Raw genomic sequence first — 18,961 nt, 5'->3', positions numbered from 1 at the left:
GAGCGACCGTGTCTCACCACATCATCACTGCTACAATCGGGACACAACACAGGTTCTAATATCATTGGTCAGGACAGGAAAGACAACTCCTCTCATTCTCTCATTTCCACACGTCTAGAACATTGCCAGTGTGGGCAACCACAGGGGAATTGAACCCGAAAAAACGCTATATGTATAAGCTTTGCGTAAGTCCTGATGAATAAAAATCGTAGGGAATGGTTGAGCGTAAGAGTAACCCAACAAATATCACCAGTGCTGGGGAACCTGACCTCAATCCCAGATTCGGATAGTCTTTCAGGTTCCCCAGTCAATGAAAAATTAAAGATTATTCAATTTTTCCCCTTTCAAGGCGAGGGCGAAATTTACTTCTCCCTGTAAACGAGGGGATTAAGGAAAGGTTTTGATGTAAATTTTCACCATTGAGATGCCCTCTATGCACCCCTTTTCCTTGACGGGGAGGGGTTTCATTCCGCAGTGAAACAGGTAGCCTAATTATTAATTTTTTGCCGCATTAGTAGACTCAAGAGTTGGCAACACTGAAGTATCAATCATCGGCACGGCAATCTCCACGGTCGTGCCCAGACCTGCTCCCCCGCTCGATAGCGTGATGCTACCTCCCATCAGTTCCATTAAGTTCCGAGAAATTGCTAGCCCCAGACCTGTGCCGCCAAATTTTCGGGTCGTCGTGCCATCAATCATGACAAAGGGACGAAAGAGTTTATGCTGTTGATTCGGGTCAATGCCAATCCCCGTATCGTGAACTGTCACAACAACACGCATAGAAGGCACGAGACGCTCTTTGAGAGAGTTCGCAGTTCCTGTCAAAAGGCTTCGAGAAAGGCTAGAAGCTCCATTCGAGATGCTAGCCGATTCTTCTCTTACTTCTTGCCCATTGCCCACAGATGCCACCGCCTGGATTTTTGTTTGTTCTTCATTACTCACTGTCGCGGCTTGAGTGACCCCATTCGATAAATGAGAGCTAGGAGGTAGAGAACTACCCACTGCCTGTTCTTTGCCATGACTGGTCTCTATCCGGGTGGTAATCGTGACGCTGCCTTTTTCAGTAAATTTAGCCGCGTTGCCAACCACATTTAGCAGCACCTGCTTGAGTTTTGCGGGGTCAGTACGGATAGGAATTGATTCTGGCAAATCTGGTGTATTAAACTGCAAACCTTTTTGCTGAATCGGAACAGCCTGTAAATCAATCACTTCCTTAAGCAACTTTCGCAGATCGACTGGCTCCATGACGACGGAAAGCTTACCCGCTTCAATTTTGGCAATATCCAGAACGTCATTGATGATTCCCAGGAGGTGAATCGCTGCATCATCTGCTCGCTGCAAGAAATCCATCTCTTCTTCGCGGTCATCGCAGCAGTCATCTCGTACTAGGCGAATGCAACCAATGATGGCATTCAAGGGAGTTCTTAGCTCGTGGGAAGTATTCGCTAGAAACTCATTTTTCAGCTGGTTAGCTGCTTGTGCTTCTTTCCAGGCTGTTTCGATTTCTTCTGCCCACGCTTTCAGGCGCTCCACCATATTATCGAGCGCTTCCGATAATTGATTGAATTCTCGGATTTTGAAGTTGTGAGGAACCGGGTCTGTGGAGTGAAAGTGCCCTTTAGACCCAGCGTAGTCTCTCAATTGCTCCAATGGCAGCGCCAGTTCGCGAGAGATATACAACGTTGCCAGTAGACTAGCGGCGATTAAGCCAAATGTCAGAATCACCAGCACCTGTTGAATTTCTTTTAGACCCGATAGGGCACTATCTAAGCGAGTGACGGCTAAGATAACCCACTGGCGATCCGACTGGTTGCTAATGGGACTGGGAATCGGGGTATATCCTGCGAGTAATTCCACACCGTTTTTCTCGAAAGAAAACAAGTGCAGAAAATCATTTCTACCCGCGATCGCGTTTTTCATTACAGTTTCGAGGCGTTCTCCATCTGCCTCCTGCTGAATATTTCTTCCGACTCGCTGGGTAATGGGATGCGCCAAAATGGTTCCATCCTGGTCAATCACGACTGGATAGCCAGTCAGAGACCCTGGTTTGGCACGCTCTTGTTTCAGTAGAGCTGATTGGACACTCAGGGCATAACGCAGAGAACCCGTGCTGTCATAAACAGGCGCACTGAAAATCAATCTGAGTTGGCTTTTAGGGCTGGGTTGATTCTCTTTAGCAGTTGAATTGACCGGGGAGGTTCTGGGAAGCAGCGATTTTACCTGCACTTTGGAAGTGTCTAATAGTAATTCTTTTTGCTGCTGGGGCCACTGACTTGCATCTAGCGTACTAATGGGTTCCTGCCCACAAGTACTAGCAGCAATCTCTCCCGTTTCCACGTTGATGAGTTGAATGCACTGGACTTGCGTCGGCAATTGTTGGGCGAGTTGGTTTAAAAATTTTTGATAAGCTTCTGGCGATCGCGATTGCAGTACGACGGCTTCACTTGCGGTCACTAAGTTGGCAGAGAGCGCTTTAATTGACTCGCTCATGCTCTCTCCTTTTCTCACTGCACTTTCGGTGAGATTTTGGCGAGCGGTTTCCAGTATGCTAGATCGTGCTTTTCTGTAGGTTACATACACCCCCATCAGCAGTACCGGGACGCTCAAAAGCAAAATGCGTGACAGCAGGATGCGACGGAAGGAGGATTGACCCGGCTTAGCCATAGGACTTTTCTAATTTGAGGTGGAAAACCCAATAGCAAGAACTATCAATAAATCACCCCATCAGGGTGGGGGTATTGATTAGCCTACTTTTTTCTGGGTTAATCGTGTTGGTAGAGCGATACTGTTTGACAGATCCATTCCATCCTAGAACGGTTCCAGATCCTCGTGTACTCTGGAAAGGTTGACTTTGTGGAATCTCTACACTAATTCCTGTAATATAAGCAATTCTTAAACCCTAATTAAATATTTGAGCGATCGGTAGCGATGACGGGATTTGTCTGGAGACGCCCTTCTACGACAGTTGTTTTGGCGATGAGTGCCGATGGCAAGATTGCGGATATTCGTCGCTCTAGCGCCCGATTCTCCTCTCCAGCGGATCTGGCGCACCTGGAAAAACAGATTGCCCAAGCGGATGGGGTTTTATTTGGTGCGGGTACTCTCCGCGCCTACGGTACGACACTGAGCGTCACGAATCCCGATTTGCTACGCTGGCGACAACAGGAGGGGCGATCGCTCCAACCAATCCAAATTGTTTGCTCTCAATCAGCCGATCTAGATCCGCAATGGCGCTTTTTTCGTCAACCCGTACCTCGGTGGTTACTTACAGTAGAGGCGGGTGCCAAACGCTGGCAAGGATGTCCAGAATTTGAGCGGGTTCTAGGAGTGGAGGCGACGACAGATGGAATTAACTGGATTGCTGCTTTTCAACACCTCTGCGATCTAGGTTTGGAACATCTGGCTGTCTTGGGGGGAGGGGAACTCGTAGGTGCTTTGGTGGCGGCTGATTTGATCGATGAATTCTGGCTCACGGTTTGTCCGTTAATTTTAGGAGGAGCAACAGCACCGACGCCAGTAGAAGGTTCTGGATTTTTGGCAGATTTTGCACCTCGGCTGGAACTCTTGTCAGTTGAGTCGATTCAGCAAGAAGTTTTTCTACACTACCGGCGGCAACGTTAGTTGAATTTGGCAATTGTAGATGGAAGTTGAGAATTATTTGCACAATCTCTGTTGCACTAACAAAACAGAAATGGCGTTGGAAATAGATCGGCTACTAATTGTTAGGATTTGTAAACTAAGTTGAACCGAGAAGAAGCGATCGCCCATTTTTCGGCTCTGAGATCAGCGTGCGATCGCTTGTCTCAGATAACCTTGAGTAATAAGGCGCAAAGGCTCAAGCCTCTGTTTAGAAGAATCGCTTCTCAGTTAATACCTGGGAGCGATTCTTATTGGTCAGTGATTAGAAAAAAAATAAACTCAGCCGGGAACTTTTATTTTTGGGTAAACGTCACCTGCCAACCTAAATCCCTAGCTGATGAAAAGTAATAAAAAGCTTAGTAGCGGCTGACACAATATTGGTGTAAAATTTCAACAAATATGGTGTGTTTTGAGGAGTTTTAGACCCGTGAAATCCCAGTGGAGAATAGAGAAAACAGCATCCTCAGCGCTAGTATTTACAGCCTTTGGCTTGCTAGCAGTTAGCCTCTCCCCGGCGATGGCAGCCACAGATGTCAACCCAACTACAGCCGCTGAGGCAGTCCAGTCTTCAACCCAGGGATTCTCGGCATCTACAGATTTAGCGACGGGAACGGATGCAGCAGAGGCAAAACCGACAGCAAATTCGCCCACTGTAGACGCCTCTGAATTAACACTCGCACCTGCGGATGTCTTGCCGGAACTAAAAGCAGCCACGCTAACTGTAGCGGCAACTAAAGAATCTGCCATTGCGGCAAACTTAACGCCCCTAACCGAAAAAAGCCAGTTGCAACCGGCAGCTAGCTTACCAAAATTCTCGACATCCGCAAAGTCTCCCATTTTGTCTGCCAGCAGTCGGAGCTTGGATGCTAAATCCGCTGCATCTGAGAACACGGAAACAGAGGTTCGCACTCTTGTAGACGCAGCAAGTGTCAGCAATTCCAATAACCTGCAAGCTCAAGCGCTGCCCTCTGAAGATGCTAGCGAACAAGTGCTACCAGCAGTCGATCCTTTGGAAATGGAAAACCCAGAGGACATGGAAGCCGACCCATTGAGTCAAGTCACCAATGTTTCCCAGCTCAGCGATGTGGAACCGAGCGACTGGGCTTACGAAGCGTTGCGAAGTCTTGTAGAGCGTTACGGCTGTATAGCAGGGTATCCCGATGGCACTTTTCGCGGCAACCGGGCACTCAGCCGCTATGAATTTGCCGCCGGGGTGAATGCCTGTCTCCAGCAAATTGAGAAATTGATTGCCGCTAGTGCGCCTAATGCAGCTACCGAAGCGGATTTAGAAACACTGCGACGACTCATTGATGAGTTTGGGCCGGAACTGGCGACCCTGCGGACGCGGGTAGACAACCTGGAAGGTCGTACCGCCTTCTTGGAAAGCCATCAGTTCTCCACCACGACGAAGCTATTTGGGCAGGCTGTCGTCGGCGTTCAGGGACGCAGTGAGAATGAATTTGAGTTGTTCCTGAACCGCAAATCAACTGGGAACCGATTGGAAGACCGGAATACAAATGCCAACGTCATTACCAACGTCCAGTTGAGTTTGTTTACCCAGTTTAGTCCTCGCAGCCTACTGCTGACTGGATTGCAAGCGGGTTCTGGAAATTCGGGACCTCGTTTGCTCAACAACGACATGGTCTTCTTGGGATATGAAGGAGACACTGGGAACGACATTGTACTGAGCGACCTAACTTATCGTCAGTTAATCGGTAATAACTTTGCCTTCATCATCGGGCCGGAGGGGGTCAACCCAGTTAACGTTTTCCGGGGAGCAAATCGCGTAGAAAGTGCTGGTCAAGGGCCGCTTTCCCGCTTTGCTCAACGCAACCCGATTATTAACACTGGGGGGCGCGGAGGCTTAGGCTTTGACTGGCAAGTCAGTCCACGCATTAGCTTACAAGGCGTCTACTCTGCCAGCAGACCCGCAGATGCTCTTCGCGGAGGTATCGGCGGCGGAGAAGATGGAGAGACGGCAGCTGGCTTGCAGTTGGTCGTATCGCCGCTTAATACGCTTGATATCGCCCTGCAATACATCAACTCCTACTCTCCGTTTGGAAGATTGGGGACTGGCGTTGGCGACGATTTGGTTCTCCTCCCGACTCCGGCAGGCAGAGGGCCGATTAATACTAATGCCTTTGGTGCCAGTTTAGAATTCCGAGCTACACCCAACATCACAGTTGGCGGTTGGGGAGGCTACACTACTTCCGACCCGCAAGGAGTATCGGGAAATGTAGAGACATTCAACTGGATGGCTTACCTCAATTTCCCCGATCTGCTTGGTGAAGGCAACCTCGGCGGTATCTATGTCGGTCAGCCGCCCAAAATTACCAGTAGTGACCTGCCAATTGGAAGAAACTACCCTGACTTTATTAGTGAGGGTGGTTTTGGAGATGAAGGCGGTCAGCCAGGAAGTACAACTCACGTAGAAGCTTTCTACCGCTTCCGAGTCTCCGACAATATCACGGTCACGCCAGGGGTGATCGTACTGTTTAATCCGCTTCACAACCAGGATAACGACACGATCACCATTGGTGCCATCCGAACCACCTTTACTTTTTAAAAGCGTGCGATCGCTTTGTCAAGGAGATTCATTCAGGGATCTCCTTAACAACTTCATAAAAACATTACAAATCGCTTCGTAAGTATTTTCAACGCAAACCTCGCAGCAGCCCAGGCTGGAACGCTTTTTTACGTATATTTACGTATAGAAGAACTGGTAAATAAGTTTACAAAAACTTTGCAAAAATCTGGGAACTTGCTGGGAAACAAGACTGTCCTTTAGACAAACAAGGGCATAGCAAAGCCAAGCAAGTATGACCCAGTTCTACTTAATGCTGGTCACACTTACTCCAAATGCTATTTACTCAGGATGCTGTTATTACTCTCTTCTAATACTTCTAGTTCTGAGCTTGCTCAGGATGAATGCTGAAGAAACTTATGATCCCCTGTTGACTATCGAATTGAGCTAGATTCTGCTAGTTATCCTGTCCTTTACTCACTGATGGAGTCCTAACATGATTGCGAAATCAACCAAGTATGCTGTTTGTGTAGGTATCGCTGGAGGCTTGGCGATCGCTCTGGCTCCCACGACTCACGCCCAGACGACTGCTCCTACTACGACTTCTACTCCCACTACAACCACTCAATCCCAGTCGTCGATCTCGATCACAGGCGGTCTGTTAGGAGGGCAAGCAGCCTTCTTCTCACCTTTACAGACACAGAATACTTCTGGTACTACTGCTGGTACTAATAGTCCGGTTTTGTTTGACGCTGCCATCACCACGCTGCAACTGCAAACGACTTCCGGAAACACCAGCGCTGCTCGCTTCGTACCGCAGGCAGCCGACTTCAAAGATGTCGGTTCTGGCAATGTTGGTCGTCCTGGAAAAGATGACAAAGGTAGCTTGATCGGTACCCTATCAGGTCTAGCCTTCACTTCTCAAGGCGCGGCTGTTCCCTTCTCAAACATCCCCACGAAACTAGACTTTACTCTGAATTCCTTTGCAAGCAGCGCCTTTTTGGGCGGTTCGCTGATTGCCCCTAAGCAGACGGGTTCGGCTCCGCTGGTTTTCCTGCCCGTTACAGCCGTCCAACTATCTACTCAGTCTCAGGCTAACTACACTGCCAAATCTGGGGTTTTAGAAGTAGGTAACTTTGAGGGCAAACTCACTGGAGGCAATATTGGTTTGCCGACATCCCTGAAGTTCAATGGAGGCGGCGCTGTTCCTCTTCCTCCATCTTCTAGCTTGGGGCAAAAGACAAAATTTGAGCTGGAAGGGCAAGGATTCGGCACCTTAAGTAGCACTTTTTCCGATCAAGCCAATACAACTCAAAGCTCCACAACCGGCAGTGGCACCGGCACAACCAGCGGAACTACAACCACTACCGGCAGCGGCACGCAATCTGGTACTCAAACTCCCTGCGGCTGCGCTACTGACACCACAACCGCAAGCGATAGCGACGACTCACAAACGAGTAGTCAAATCACAACTGCTGGCGGCACCAGCGACGCTCAAACCTTTAGCAGCACTAACAAGGTAGCCTTCAGCAGCAATAATGCTCAAACCAAATTCAAAATTGAAGGCGATAGCAGCCAAGGCGGTCAAAAATTCAAGATTGAGGGCACCGGAGTTGGCACAGATATTAAACTCGGTGGCACCACTAAGCTTGAGCTGACAAATCCCAGCGCTTTTAGTAATTCTGCAATCAAGTTCAAAGTTAAAGGCGAAGGGAATGGCATCACCACGATAAATGGCAACAGCACGGTTGGCTATTTAAGCGATAACAGCAAAACACAGTTTGAATTTGGGCAAGAAGGAACGACTGCCTTCAAACTCAAAGGTGAAAGTCAAGGTCGTACCCAATTCACTGTTGGTGCAGTTGCCAGCAAGTTTGGTGGAACGACTGGATACGATGTTTCTACGAACAATACATCTTACCAGAGCGGCACCAGCAACTACTCAAGTGGTGCAGGCGCAAATACTAGCCAAAACACAGGCTTTGGTTCTAACTCAAGCTTGAGCTACAACGTCACCTTCCAAAATGGCGGTAACTTTAACACCGTCATCAACAACTCTAGCGGCAGCTTCGGCGGTGGCAGCGGCGGCAGCTTCGGCGGCACCAGCGGCGGTGGTAGTTTCGGCGGTAGCACAGGTGGCAACACAGGTGGCAGCACAGGTGGCGGCACCAGCACTGGCAGCACAGGTGGCACAGGTGGCAGCAGCGGTGGCAGCGGCACCAGCACCAGCGCGACGGGAAGCGGCGGTCTAACGATTGTCACCATTTACAACAACGCATCCTTCGACCTGATTTCTCTGTCTAATTCCTTCGTCCAGAGTTCTCAGAAGGTCTACAACGTTGCTTCCACGTCCAGTGGCAATGTTGGCGTCTTTGTGGAGCGCGGTCGTGGCAAGCAAAAATTGCTGGTTGTGCGCCAAAATAGCCAGGGTCTGGCTCTCGGTACTTACAAGCTAAAGAAAGGTCGGGCAATAGCCGCCTATCAGCAAGTAGGACCAGAAAGCCGTTTGATTAGTGGTATGGTGGGTCTCCGTCAGGTTTCGACCGAGCAGGTTTCTAATGTGGAAGGTGAGGCTGGCGCTGAAGAAACTTCCACCACAGAAAATCAAACCACGACTCCAACCACCAATCCGTCTACTCCCGCAACAGTTGCACCGGGTGAGCCAAATCCTGGTACAAACTCCACTGAGGGGAGCGAGTCAAATACAGATGACAGCAACACCCAGCAGCCTGCATCTAGCAGCACAGAGGATGACAGCAACACCCAGCAGTCTGCACCTAGCACAGAGGATGATGATAGCAACACCCAGCAGCCTGCACCTAGCACAGGTGGTACAGAAGGCTTAAATGCTGCTCCATCCAGCGGCGATACAACAACGCCTACTACTCAACCATAGTTACAACTCAATCAGATAGCGATCGCTATCTGATTGAAGACAAATGTTTAGCTCATACTCCTGAAGACAGGAAAATAGACCAACAGCAAGGTGTTCTAAGTTTGAGTTAGACCAATGATATGGCGATCGCCTCCAAGTCATGTACTGGAGGCGATTTTTTTTGTAGATGTCCACAAACAATGAAGGGGCGCACGTTGAAAGTGCGCCCCTCCCTAAGCTATAAAACAGTTTATATACTCACAATCCCCGACCACTGGACTTTTTTCAGCTTGTCCCGCCGGTAAGAGAAGAAACGGTCTGGTTCTTGGTAGGTGCAGTGAGGCGCGATCGCTATCTGTTCGCTAGAAATTCCCAGTTGTTCCAGTTGCAGCTGATTGACTCGCCGCACATCCAGTCGTACCCGTCCTGGTTGCGAATCTTCTAATAACGGTGAATGTGGCAACTGCTGCAAGGCATCAAGAATGGATTCTGTATCTTTCTGCGGATCTTTATCTGGTATAACGCTGGCTCCTACTTCAGATGCCACATTCACAGACACCTGATAAACATTACCAGCGATCGCCGGACCCATCGCAATCAGCAGATTTTGGAGTTGACTGCCGGAAGCTAGGAAGCGAGCGATCGCTTGGGGAACAATCCGGGTAGCAGTACCGCGCCAACCCGCATGAATCGCTGCCACCTGTCCCGTCTGGTGGTCGGCAATTAAAACCGGAGTGCAATCCGCACTGCACACCCAGACTGCCTGCTGAACCTGCTCGCTCACAATCCCATCAGCAGGAGGTAGTGAATCCCCCGCTTGCACCTCACTGGTTGCCGCTTCTATTTCTGAGGGCGTCATCACGGTATTGCCATGCACCTGTTTCACACGATAAACCTTAGCATCAGGCTGTAAAACATCCACTAATTCTGCCGGAGACCGGGGCGAAAATTGTTGAGTAAAAAATCCGTGAGACCAGCGTTCAAGCAAGCTACAAGTTAGATAGGGCAATCCTTCCCAAGTACGCCAGTGCCAGGTACTCATAAAAGTCTGTGATTCTCCTGCGCCCAGGTTCAAATTGGTGCGGGAAAGCATCGCCATTTGGAACTCCTGAAATGTCAGTGACATTATGCTAACTTATGCTACGAATTCATGAGTTGGCAGCAGTGGCATTTGATAAGCATTGTCTGGAAACTTTCTTAGGGGATGTCCCTCTACCGCTTTCTTTCCATATCTTTGAAACTTTACCTTCCACAAACCAGACTCTTTGGGAATTGCTCGACCAAGGAGCAACACCAGGAACCGTTGTGATTGCCCTTCAGCAAACCGCTGGGCGGGGTCAGTGGGGACGCCAGTGGCAATCCAGTACAGGTGGACTTTATCTCTCTGTAGCTCTAGCTCCCGATTTAGTAGCAACCAATAGCGCCCATTTGACCCTATGCAGCGCTTGGGGAATTGCTACCGCATTGCGAAGTTACGGCATCCCAGTGTTGATTAAATGGCCGAATGACCTGATCTTGTGCAAACGCAAATTAGGGGGCATTCTCACCGAAACTAGAGTCCAACAAGGACGGATTACCAAAGCCGTCGTGGGTGTGGGGATCAACTGGGCGAATCCAGTCCCCGAAACTGGCATCAATCTGGAATCGTTTTTGGAGCAGCCAATCGAAGCCAATGCCCTACGCGCACAGTTCGCTAACGCCTCTTTAGAAAGATTAGCGGCAATTACTTTGCAGGGAATTTTATCCGGATATCAACACGTTTCCCCAGAAGGAATAGACGCCCTACTTCCGGCTTACGTAGAGCTTCTCAGTTGCAGAGGGCGTTCTGTCATCGTAGACGGACGCTCTGGAGTCATTGTGGGTGTCGCATCCACCGGCGAACTTCAAGTCCGCTTGAACTCTTTAGCAGCTGCCGAGGAAATCTGCCTCAAGCCCGGTACAATCAGTCTTGGCTATGGTGGGTAATTTTCCACAAGCTCTGGGAGTGAAAACGGATGGGGTAGAGACAATAGCCATGTCTTTATACCAAAAACACTAACCAGTATGGCCTTATAGAGTGAGTGAGATGAGGAGTGATTCGGAAATGAGCCAGCGAAACCACCCTAGTTGTACTCCGTTTGGTCTGTTTTGCCGCCGTCCCCTGCTGGTGCAGGGACTTAGTTGGATTGGAGGTCTCGGTGTCCTCAGCAGCGGCTTAGTTTGGGCACAAAGCGATCCAAGCATAGACACAATAGGCACGCCTACTACTCAAGAGGCACCGCCTACTGTAAAAATGGAGACTAACCCCCAGCGACGAACTGAGCCGACTGTTGTTCGTCGCCGTTCAGCAGCACCAGAACCAGAGCCAAATTTTGTACGCCGTCGCTCGGCTCCAGCAGCAGAGAAAGCTTCATCGGGTGTCCGTCGCCGCCGATTGGCTCGTCAGCGTGCGTTAGAGACAACATCTGTTCGCCACCGTCGCCGTTCAGCTCCAGAACCTGCTGTTGTCCGTCGCCGTTCGCTTCCAGTATCAGCACCAGAGACCTCGGTCGCCGTTCCAAAAAAAGCCCAACTTTCGCCTCCCAGGTTGTTGGAGCCAAACACAATTTCTTATGTGAAGCCTCCCAAGCTTAGACCGAGCAAAGCTGAAAAGAGTGGGATCAGATCCAGCGACTACAACAATAGCTATATCGATCCTACTGACTATAGTCTTGGTGCAACGGGTAGAGGCAAGGAGCCGATTCGTGCTGACGATGAACCACCTGCCGTTGTACTGTCGGAACGGTCAACAGGATGTCAAAGAGTCTTGCAGAGCGGACAGGGTTTATCTGGCGGAAGCTGTGGTGTGGCACGGATACCCTCCAGAAACACCAATAGCCTCAGGGAAACTGCTAGATTAACCTACCCGACCAGAAACCGTAGGGAGTACGCAAGTGACACAGACGTACCAGAAGTATTACGGACTTCTGGGTACGCGAATCGTAGAGTCAGCCGCGCCCGTTTGGGAGTAAACCAGCCAGAACGGGAGATCCGTCAGCAAATATTGGTTGCTTCTGCTAATCCTGTTGCAATTGGCCCACTGCGCGATCGCCCCAAAGGCATTCGCTCAATTAACCGTCGCTCCAGGTCCTTGGGTTCCTCTGCCGCTACTCGATCGACAGCGATCGCTTCTAATAACGTCGGAACTAGCCAAAGCTCTATACCGCTCAATGTGCCCGAATACAAAGCCCCGATTCCGACCATTTTTCGGGGCTTGGCTAACGGCAATACCAGCTTAATTTTCCCACTGGCGGTTCCGGCACCAATTACCTCGCTTTTCGGTTGGCGGACGCATCCGATTTCTGGCAGTCGCCGGTTCCATGCGGGTACCGACTTGGGGGCACCTCTGGGTACGCCAGTTCTGGCAGCTTTTGCGGGTAAGGTAGCGATCGCTGACTGGATGGGCGGCTATGGTCAAGCCATTGTCCTCCAACACAACGAAACCCAAGAAACTCTCTATGCTCACCTGTCGGAAATTTTGGTTCAACCCGGTCAACAAATCGAACAAGGAACCGTGATTGGGCGCGTTGGTAGTACCGGCAATTCCACAGGTCCCCACCTTCACTTTGAAATCCGCCAGCTAACGCAAGAAGGCTGGATGGCAATGGACCCAGGTGCCCACTTGGAATATGGTCTGGCGCAAATGATCAAAGCCTTGCAAACAGCCCATTCAGCTCCGTCAGCTCCATCAGTTCCATTAACCCCGCAACCAGGCAGCTAACAATTAAAAATTAAAAATTAAAAATTAAAAATTCATCTTTTTTAATTTTTAATTTTGCATTTTTAATTTCTAAAGATACCCGTGTTCTACCAAGAAAGCGGGTGTAATTCCATCCATTCCTATCGTGGCGGATGCCTCATGCCCAGCAGTTCGGGCTGGATAACGCAGAAATTTTTCTACGTACTTGCCCAGAATATCGCCTTCCAAATTCACCAAGCTGCCAGTCTGTAAATAAGGCAGGTTTGTCTGGGCATAAGTATGAGGAATCACAGCCACCTTAAACCAACTGCCATCAGGGTCGCAATCTGCCACCGTCAGACTCACCCCATTGACGGCAATACTGCCTTTGGGGATGATGTACCGAGCAATCTGGCGCTGCCACGCATCATCTGCCGCCGATGCCTCAAAGCGCATTTCCCAGGAAGTAGCGGTTTGTACCGACTCTTGCAGACAGCCAATTCCGTCTATGTGACCCGTCACGAAATGCCCCCCTAGCTTGCTGCCAACCCGGAGAGACGTTTCTAAATTCACGTAGGCGGCGGCTTGTTCTCGCTGTCCTAAGGTGCTGCGACTGAGAGTTTCCGGAGAAGCTGTTGCCACAAAGCCTTGAGACGAAATTTCCTCCACCGTCAGACAAACGCCATCCACCGCCACACTATCGCCGATGGCTAAATCTGAGAGCATAGGCTGACAAGTATCTCCCAAGCAGGAAAGCCCAAAACGGTCTTCTCCCAGAGAATTAATAGTTCCTAGAGCTTGAATTAATCCGGTAAACACTGGTTTTAAGTGAAATTAAGTAAATAACGGTCATTGGTAAACGAGCGTCGGTGATGATTCAGTGGAAATACGGAAAAACAACTCGCTTTTAGATGCAATTAATCGGATTTCGACCCACTGATAACTGACAGCGAACAATAAGCTGAGGGATGAAGGCAATGGGTCTATATTTTTTAGTAAAATCTCCAGCGAATCGTCCTAAGACTGAGGCATACTGGGAGATACAGCTTTGTTGATCCCAACTTAATCAAGTCTTCATAGCTGGTTGTACCGTCGCTTGGTAAGGTGATTAGAACCGCAAGCGTGTTTGTGAGACCCCAATACCTCCAGTACCAGTTTATAGCTTTGCTTTATCCCCCCCGACGCCTACCGTGTTCTAGAGGCCAAGCTGATGATTGAAATGAAAGTCGCTGGAATTGCATTAGATGCCGTGACGCGCAGCCCGATTGTGTTGCTCAAAGATGCCTCGGAACGACGAGCCTTGCCAATTTATATTGGGCAAGATCAGGCAAAGGCAATTATCAGCGCTTTGGAAAAACAAACCCCTCCCCGTCCCCTGACTCATGACCTCCTGGTTAATATTCTGGACGTTTGGAATATGACCTTAGAGCGGATCATCATTCACTCGCTTCAGGACAATACCTTTTATGCGATCCTGAGTGTCCGCCAGGGTGAGGTAAAAAAGGAGATTGATGCTCGACCTAGTGATGCGATCGCGATCGCTATTCGCACTGGCAGCCCTATTTGGGTTATGGAAGAAGTCATTGCCGATGCTTCTATCCCCGTTGACCGCGATGCCGATGAGGCAGAACGCCGAGCCTTCCGTGATTTTGTCTCGAAGCTCCGACCGGAAGATTTGATCCAGCGAGGAGGCTTCAGCACGGAATCATAGCACACCAAAGGCAAAAGTAAAAAGGCAAAAGCCTAAAGAAAGAAAATGGACTTTTTACTTCAGCGATCGCGGCTTTCTCTTGCTCTTTCTTTTTACTTTTTATGCGTTATCGGCGGTTTGGAAAAACAAATTTACCGCTTTCAGTGTTTTCTTGCGGGACGATGCGCTGTCTGGCTTCCTTTGAAGATGCCTACCAGACGGTGCATCAAGCCGTTGCTTTTGGAATTAATCACTTAGAAACCGCCAGGGGTTACGGCAAAAGCGAAGAGTATCTCGGTGCCGCTTTAGCAGCGGGATTATCCCAATCGCGGGAACAGCTTTACATCACTACCAAACTTCCCCCAAGCAGTAACGCCGATACGATGCGTCGGTGGATTGATGAGTCGCTATTGAACCTACAGACTGATTTTGTAGATTGTCTGGCGATTCATGGTCTCAACACCTGGGAACATTTAAACTGGGTACAAGCGGATGGAGGCTGTATGCAGGCGGTGCAGGAAGCCGTGGCAGATGGCAGAGTTCGACACGTTGGCTTCTCCACCCACGGGTCGCTGGAGGTGATTCTGGCGGCGATTAACACCGATTTGTTTGAATTCATCAACCTGCACTATTATTACTTCTTCCAGCACCATGCCCCAGCGGTTGAGTTAGCTAACCAAAAGGATCTGGGCATTTTTATTATTTCGCCAGCGGATAAGGGAGGGCTACTCTACACGCCACCGGAAACGCTTCAACATCTGTGCCATCCCTTCTCACCCCTAGAAATAAATTATCGGTTTTTGTTGAGCGATCGCCGCATTACCACCCTCAGCGTTGGCCCCGCGAACCCCAGCGAATTGAAGGAATGTTTGGCTGTTGCTGAGTGCGATGAACCGCTGACACCGCAGGAAACTGCCGTTTTCGATCGCTTACAAGCTCATTTAGGAGTAATCTCCCCAGATTTATGTAGTCAATGCTACGCTTGTTTGCCCTGTCCAGAAAACATCAATATTCCAGAAATATTGCGCCTGCGTAATTTAGCCGTTGCCTATGACATGACAGAGTATGGTCAATACCGCTACCGAATGTTTGAAAATGCCGGTCACTGGTTTCCGGGGATGAAAGGCGATCGCTGCACTGACTGTGGTGACTGTCTACCCCGCTGTCCTCAACATTTGGACATTCCAGCGCTTTTGCAAGATTCTCACCAACGTCTGAATGGGCAACCTAGGCGTCGGCTTTGGGAATAAGCGTAAGCAACAATATCGCATTATCTCAGCACTGACCTCTGATGCCTATTGCAGGATAGTTGCTCTGATGGTCAAATGGCAACCGAATGGGTGTCAGCAGGCGGAAGCGTTAATCCAGCGAAGTGCTGGCGAGATTAATCAAATTTTCAATATGCTGCCCAGTTTTGTCTGGAAGTTCTGCCCTACCACCACCCAGTTTATCCATGCCAGCGAGATCGTGACATTGTTTTGTTTATTGGCAATCAAGGGCAAATTATCGAAGCGAATCAGGCGGCAATTTAGGCATACGGTGACGACGGATGAACAGTATGCTAGATGAAGTGCTGCTTATTGGCAAAAATGAAGCTGGCAACATAGAGTTTAACTCCGCCCCGATAGAGCTTGAAACATTATGCCAAGACCTTGTAGCAGAAATGCAACTGACAGCGGGCGATCGCCATTCGCTGACTTTTGCGAGTAAGGGAGAATGTCCCACAGCTTGCATCAATGAAAAACTGCTGCGCCACATCCTCAGCAATTTACTCTCAAATGCTATCAAATATACCCCAGGGGGGGCATTATAAAATGCGAACTTACCTGTCACAATGGGGATGTCATCTTCCAGATTAAAGAGCCAGGAATTGGGATTCCTCCACAATATCGGCAACGATTATTTGACTTCCATAGAGCTTCTAATGTTGGCTCTATTCCTGGTACGGGCTTAGGATTAGCGATTATTAAAAAGTTTGTAGACTTATACTAAGGCAAAATTACAGTAGAAAGTGAAGTCGGAATGGATACAACATTTACGCTTAAGTTGCCGTTGATTGGGAATTGTTAAGCTTCAGGAGCTAGTTTTAGCTGGTTATTGCAGGGATTTTCACGGGCTTTGTATTTATATACCCAACTTGGAAAGAATCTTTCTCTACATTATTTCACTGTCTTCTCGCCTTTGTTGATTTTTTCATTCTAAGTTAGATGTAGGGAATGGTTGAGGCAACGTTACCCAACATTGACATGGGTTTGATGGGTAACACTTAGTCGCTCTACCCATCCTACAAATAATTATATCCATCTACTTATATGGCTTGGCAGCTACCAAGGTTCAATTGATAAAGTTAGTTACTATAGGGAGGTAATAAATTCTTATATTTGCTTTTGATAAGCCTTACATATAAAAGTTTAAATTCAATTGTTTTATTTTTTTAGAAGTAAATATATAATAACTCGTGTAACTTTTATTAAATTATTCATAAATTAGGTAAGGAATTTTACTTTAAGTAAATAGTAAGTTAGAGTCCAATCCTGTGCCGCGAGTGCAGAAGATGTTATTACATATAAATAAAATTTTAATATGAGAAATAAGAAAAGGTTTATAAATTAAATTATTTGCACAATGGCGAGAGAAATAAAAATTTTATTTTGTAAGATAAACAATAAATTAAAGGAAATTGAGAGAAATGGTAAAAATTCTAGTTGTTGAAGATGAAGAAGCAATCCGCGAAAACATATTAGAACTGTTAGAGGCGGAAGATTTCGAGGCGACGGGTGCAGAAAATGGTCTTGCTGGCGTGCAGATTGCAAGAACGATTGGCCCAGATTTAATTATTTGCGATGTGATGATGCCCGATCTAGACGGTTATGGTGTTTTGACGGCACTGCGTCAAGATCCTGTCACCGCAACAATTCCCTTCATTTTTCTGACTGCCAAAGCTGAAAAAGCCGATCTGCGTCAAGCAATGGAATTAGGGGCAGACGACTATTTAACGAAGCCTTGTACGCCCCAGGAAATACTCAAAGCGATCGCCGCCCGACTCGAAAGACAAAGAGCCATTACTCAACCCTATACCTTAGCGCTAAGGCAAGCAGCAGAAAGACTCAATCACTTAGTTCATTACGATAGCGTTACAAACCTTCCTAATCGCCTGCTATTGCGAGAGCGGTTTAATCAAGTTATTTGCAAGCGGCAAGATAAACACAAAAGCGATTCCAAAACCCAGGAGAATGAATCGCCCCTTGCCTCTGTCCAGCAGCCACTCAGCGCTCAACCTGTCCCGCTGCTGTTTCTGGGATTAGATCGGTTTCAACGGATTAGTGACAGTTTGGGAAATCAAGGTAGTGACAGGTTAATCAAAGAAATTGTCGAACGAATCACTATCTGTCTAAGCCGACAGGACACTGTTGCTCGATTGAATTTAGATCAATTTGCGATCATTCTGGCAACCTTAAATCAAAGACAAACGGTTGCCAGTGTCGCCCAAGCCATTTTGTCATCGCTGAATGAACCCTTCAACCTGGAAGGCGGTCAAATTTTCCTCACCGCCAGCATTGGCATTACCTTCTATCCCAAAGACGGGCAAGATTTAGACACCCTGATGAAGATGGCAGTGGCGGCGATGTTCTACACCCAAAAGCTGGGAGGAAATCACTATCAATTTTATGCGACGGATATCAAGGCCGATTACGGCGAAGCGCTGGTGCTAGAGGCGAGTCTGCGTCGTGCCTTAGAACAAAGCGAATTTCAAGTTTACTATCAGCCCCAAGTAAATCTCCTAACCGGAGAAATTAGCGGTGCAGAAGCCTTGGTGCGTTGGCAGCACCCGACGCGGGGGCTGGTTTCACCCGCTGAATTTATTCCTCTGGCAGAAGAAACGGGTTTGATTGTCCCGCTTGGCGAGTGGGTGTTGCAAACTGCCAGCGCCCAAACGCAAAAATGGCGAAACGCTGGATTTACATCGTTCCGGGTGTCAGTGAACCTGTCGGGGCGTCAATTTAGCCAAGCTGATTTAAGCCAGCGAATTGTCCAAGTATTAGAAACCACAGGTTTGAACCCAGATGCTTTGGAATTAGAGCTGACTGAAAGTATCCTAGTGCAAAATACTTCGATGGCGATCGCTACTTTAAATGAATTGAAACAGTTGGGGATTCACATTGCGATTGATGATTTTGGTACTGGCTATGCTTCCTTAAGCTATCTCAAACAATTTCCCTTTGACACCTTGAAAATTGACCGATGCTTTGTCCAAGATGTTACTAGCGATACCCAAAACCGAGCGATTATGACCGCCGTGATTCAACTCGCTCACAATCTCAATCTGAAAGTTACGGCTGAGGGGGTGGAAACTGACGCTGAACTGGCTTTCTTAAGCCAACAGCATTGCGATGCCATGCAAGGCTATTTGTTTAGCCGTCCCGTACCCGCAGCCGAATTGGAAACATTGTTGATTGCAGGTAAACGGTTGCCGATGCAAGTTTTATGAAGTAATAAAATATCGTCATCAGTCCCCTCAAAGTCGGGTGACTGTTG

16 protein-coding genes are annotated in these 18,961 nt (G+C 48.4%); 11 read left to right on the top strand and 5 right to left on the bottom strand.

Annotated elements, in window-relative coordinates:
• On the bottom strand, positions 1–65 hold a 65-nt coding region (locus AC2VDX_RS21565), incomplete at its 3' end, for an IS1 family transposase (protein ID WP_378172274.1).
• Positions 66–495: 430 nt separating this feature from the next.
• Positions 496–2,664, bottom strand: a complete 2,169-nt coding sequence (locus AC2VDX_RS21560) for a sensor histidine kinase (RefSeq protein ID WP_378184653.1) — start codon at positions 2,662–2,664, stop codon at positions 496–498.
• A 264-nt stretch (positions 2,665–2,928) separates the two neighbouring features.
• Here AC2VDX_RS21560 and AC2VDX_RS21555 point away from each other — a divergent pair, with 264 nt between their 5' ends.
• The 3 genes from AC2VDX_RS21555 (at position 2,929) to AC2VDX_RS21545 (ending at position 9,059) form a co-directional block, all read left to right on the top strand.
• Positions 2,929–3,621: a RibD family protein gene (locus AC2VDX_RS21555; protein ID WP_378184651.1), complete on the top strand. Its 693-nt coding sequence runs from the start codon at positions 2,929–2,931 to the stop codon at positions 3,619–3,621.
• A 1,033-nt stretch (positions 3,622–4,654) separates the two neighbouring features.
• Positions 4,655–6,205 (top strand): iron uptake porin, encoded by a 1,551-nt coding sequence (locus AC2VDX_RS21550; protein WP_378184687.1) that lies wholly within the window; start codon positions 4,655–4,657, stop codon positions 6,203–6,205.
• 454 nt (positions 6,206–6,659) lie between these two features.
• Positions 6,660–9,059, top strand: a complete 2,400-nt coding sequence (locus tag AC2VDX_RS21545; protein ID WP_378184649.1) for a hypothetical protein — start codon at positions 6,660–6,662, stop codon at positions 9,057–9,059.
• On the opposite strand, the gene AC2VDX_RS21540 is transcribed toward AC2VDX_RS21545, so the two are convergent.
• Positions 9,060–9,233 (bottom strand): hypothetical protein, encoded by a 174-nt coding sequence (locus tag AC2VDX_RS21540; RefSeq protein ID WP_378184647.1) that lies wholly within the window; start codon positions 9,231–9,233, stop codon positions 9,060–9,062.
• 55 nt (positions 9,234–9,288) lie between these two features.
• On the bottom strand, positions 9,289–10,080 hold the full coding sequence (pgeF, locus tag AC2VDX_RS21535; protein WP_378184685.1) for a peptidoglycan editing factor PgeF: 792 nt from the start codon (positions 10,078–10,080) through the stop codon (positions 9,289–9,291).
• A gap of 95 nt (positions 10,081–10,175) precedes the next feature.
• Between pgeF and AC2VDX_RS21530 the strand changes: the two genes are divergently transcribed.
• Positions 10,176–11,003: a biotin--[acetyl-CoA-carboxylase] ligase gene (locus AC2VDX_RS21530; RefSeq protein ID WP_378184645.1), complete on the top strand. Its 828-nt coding sequence runs from the start codon at positions 10,176–10,178 to the stop codon at positions 11,001–11,003.
• A 118-nt stretch (positions 11,004–11,121) separates the two neighbouring features.
• Positions 11,122–12,777, top strand: coding sequence for a M23 family metallopeptidase (locus tag AC2VDX_RS21525; protein ID WP_378184643.1), 1,656 nt, complete (start codon positions 11,122–11,124; stop codon positions 12,775–12,777).
• Positions 12,778–12,846: 69 nt separating this feature from the next.
• Here AC2VDX_RS21525 and AC2VDX_RS21520 read toward each other — a convergent pair whose 3' ends face one another.
• Complete coding sequence (locus AC2VDX_RS21520) at positions 12,847–13,554, bottom strand: riboflavin synthase (protein ID WP_378184641.1); 708 nt, start codon at positions 13,552–13,554, stop codon at positions 12,847–12,849.
• A 391-nt stretch (positions 13,555–13,945) separates the two neighbouring features.
• Between AC2VDX_RS21520 and AC2VDX_RS21515 the strand changes: the two genes are divergently transcribed.
• The 6 genes from AC2VDX_RS21515 (at position 13,946) to AC2VDX_RS21490 (ending at position 18,914) form a co-directional block, all read left to right on the top strand.
• Positions 13,946–14,446, top strand: coding sequence for a bifunctional nuclease family protein (locus tag AC2VDX_RS21515; RefSeq protein ID WP_378184639.1), 501 nt, complete (start codon positions 13,946–13,948; stop codon positions 14,444–14,446).
• Positions 14,447–14,547: 101 nt separating this feature from the next.
• Positions 14,548–15,675 carry an aldo/keto reductase gene (locus tag AC2VDX_RS21510; RefSeq protein WP_378184637.1) on the top strand — a complete coding sequence of 376 codons (1,128 nt, stop codon included), beginning with the start codon at positions 14,548–14,550 and terminating at the stop codon, positions 15,673–15,675.
• A complete protein-coding gene (locus AC2VDX_RS21505; RefSeq protein WP_378184635.1) occupies positions 15,644–15,994 on the top strand; it encodes a hypothetical protein in 351 nt (116 codons plus the stop codon). Before AC2VDX_RS21510 ends, AC2VDX_RS21505 begins: the two co-directional genes overlap by 32 nt.
• Complete coding sequence (locus AC2VDX_RS21500; RefSeq protein WP_378184633.1) at positions 15,975–16,238, top strand: sensor histidine kinase; 264 nt, start codon at positions 15,975–15,977, stop codon at positions 16,236–16,238. Before AC2VDX_RS21505 ends, AC2VDX_RS21500 begins: the two co-directional genes overlap by 20 nt.
• Positions 16,214–16,417 (top strand): sensor histidine kinase, encoded by a 204-nt coding sequence (locus AC2VDX_RS21495; protein WP_378184683.1) that lies wholly within the window; start codon positions 16,214–16,216, stop codon positions 16,415–16,417. Before AC2VDX_RS21500 ends, AC2VDX_RS21495 begins: the two co-directional genes overlap by 25 nt.
• 697 nt (positions 16,418–17,114) lie before the next feature.
• Positions 17,115–18,914: a putative bifunctional diguanylate cyclase/phosphodiesterase gene (locus tag AC2VDX_RS21490; protein ID WP_378184631.1), complete on the top strand. Its 1,800-nt coding sequence runs from the start codon at positions 17,115–17,117 to the stop codon at positions 18,912–18,914.
• Positions 18,915–18,961 lie beyond the last annotated feature (47 nt).

The organism is Coleofasciculus sp. H7-1 (assembly GCF_057473865.1).
This window is presented reverse-complemented; position numbering and strand designations above follow the sequence as displayed.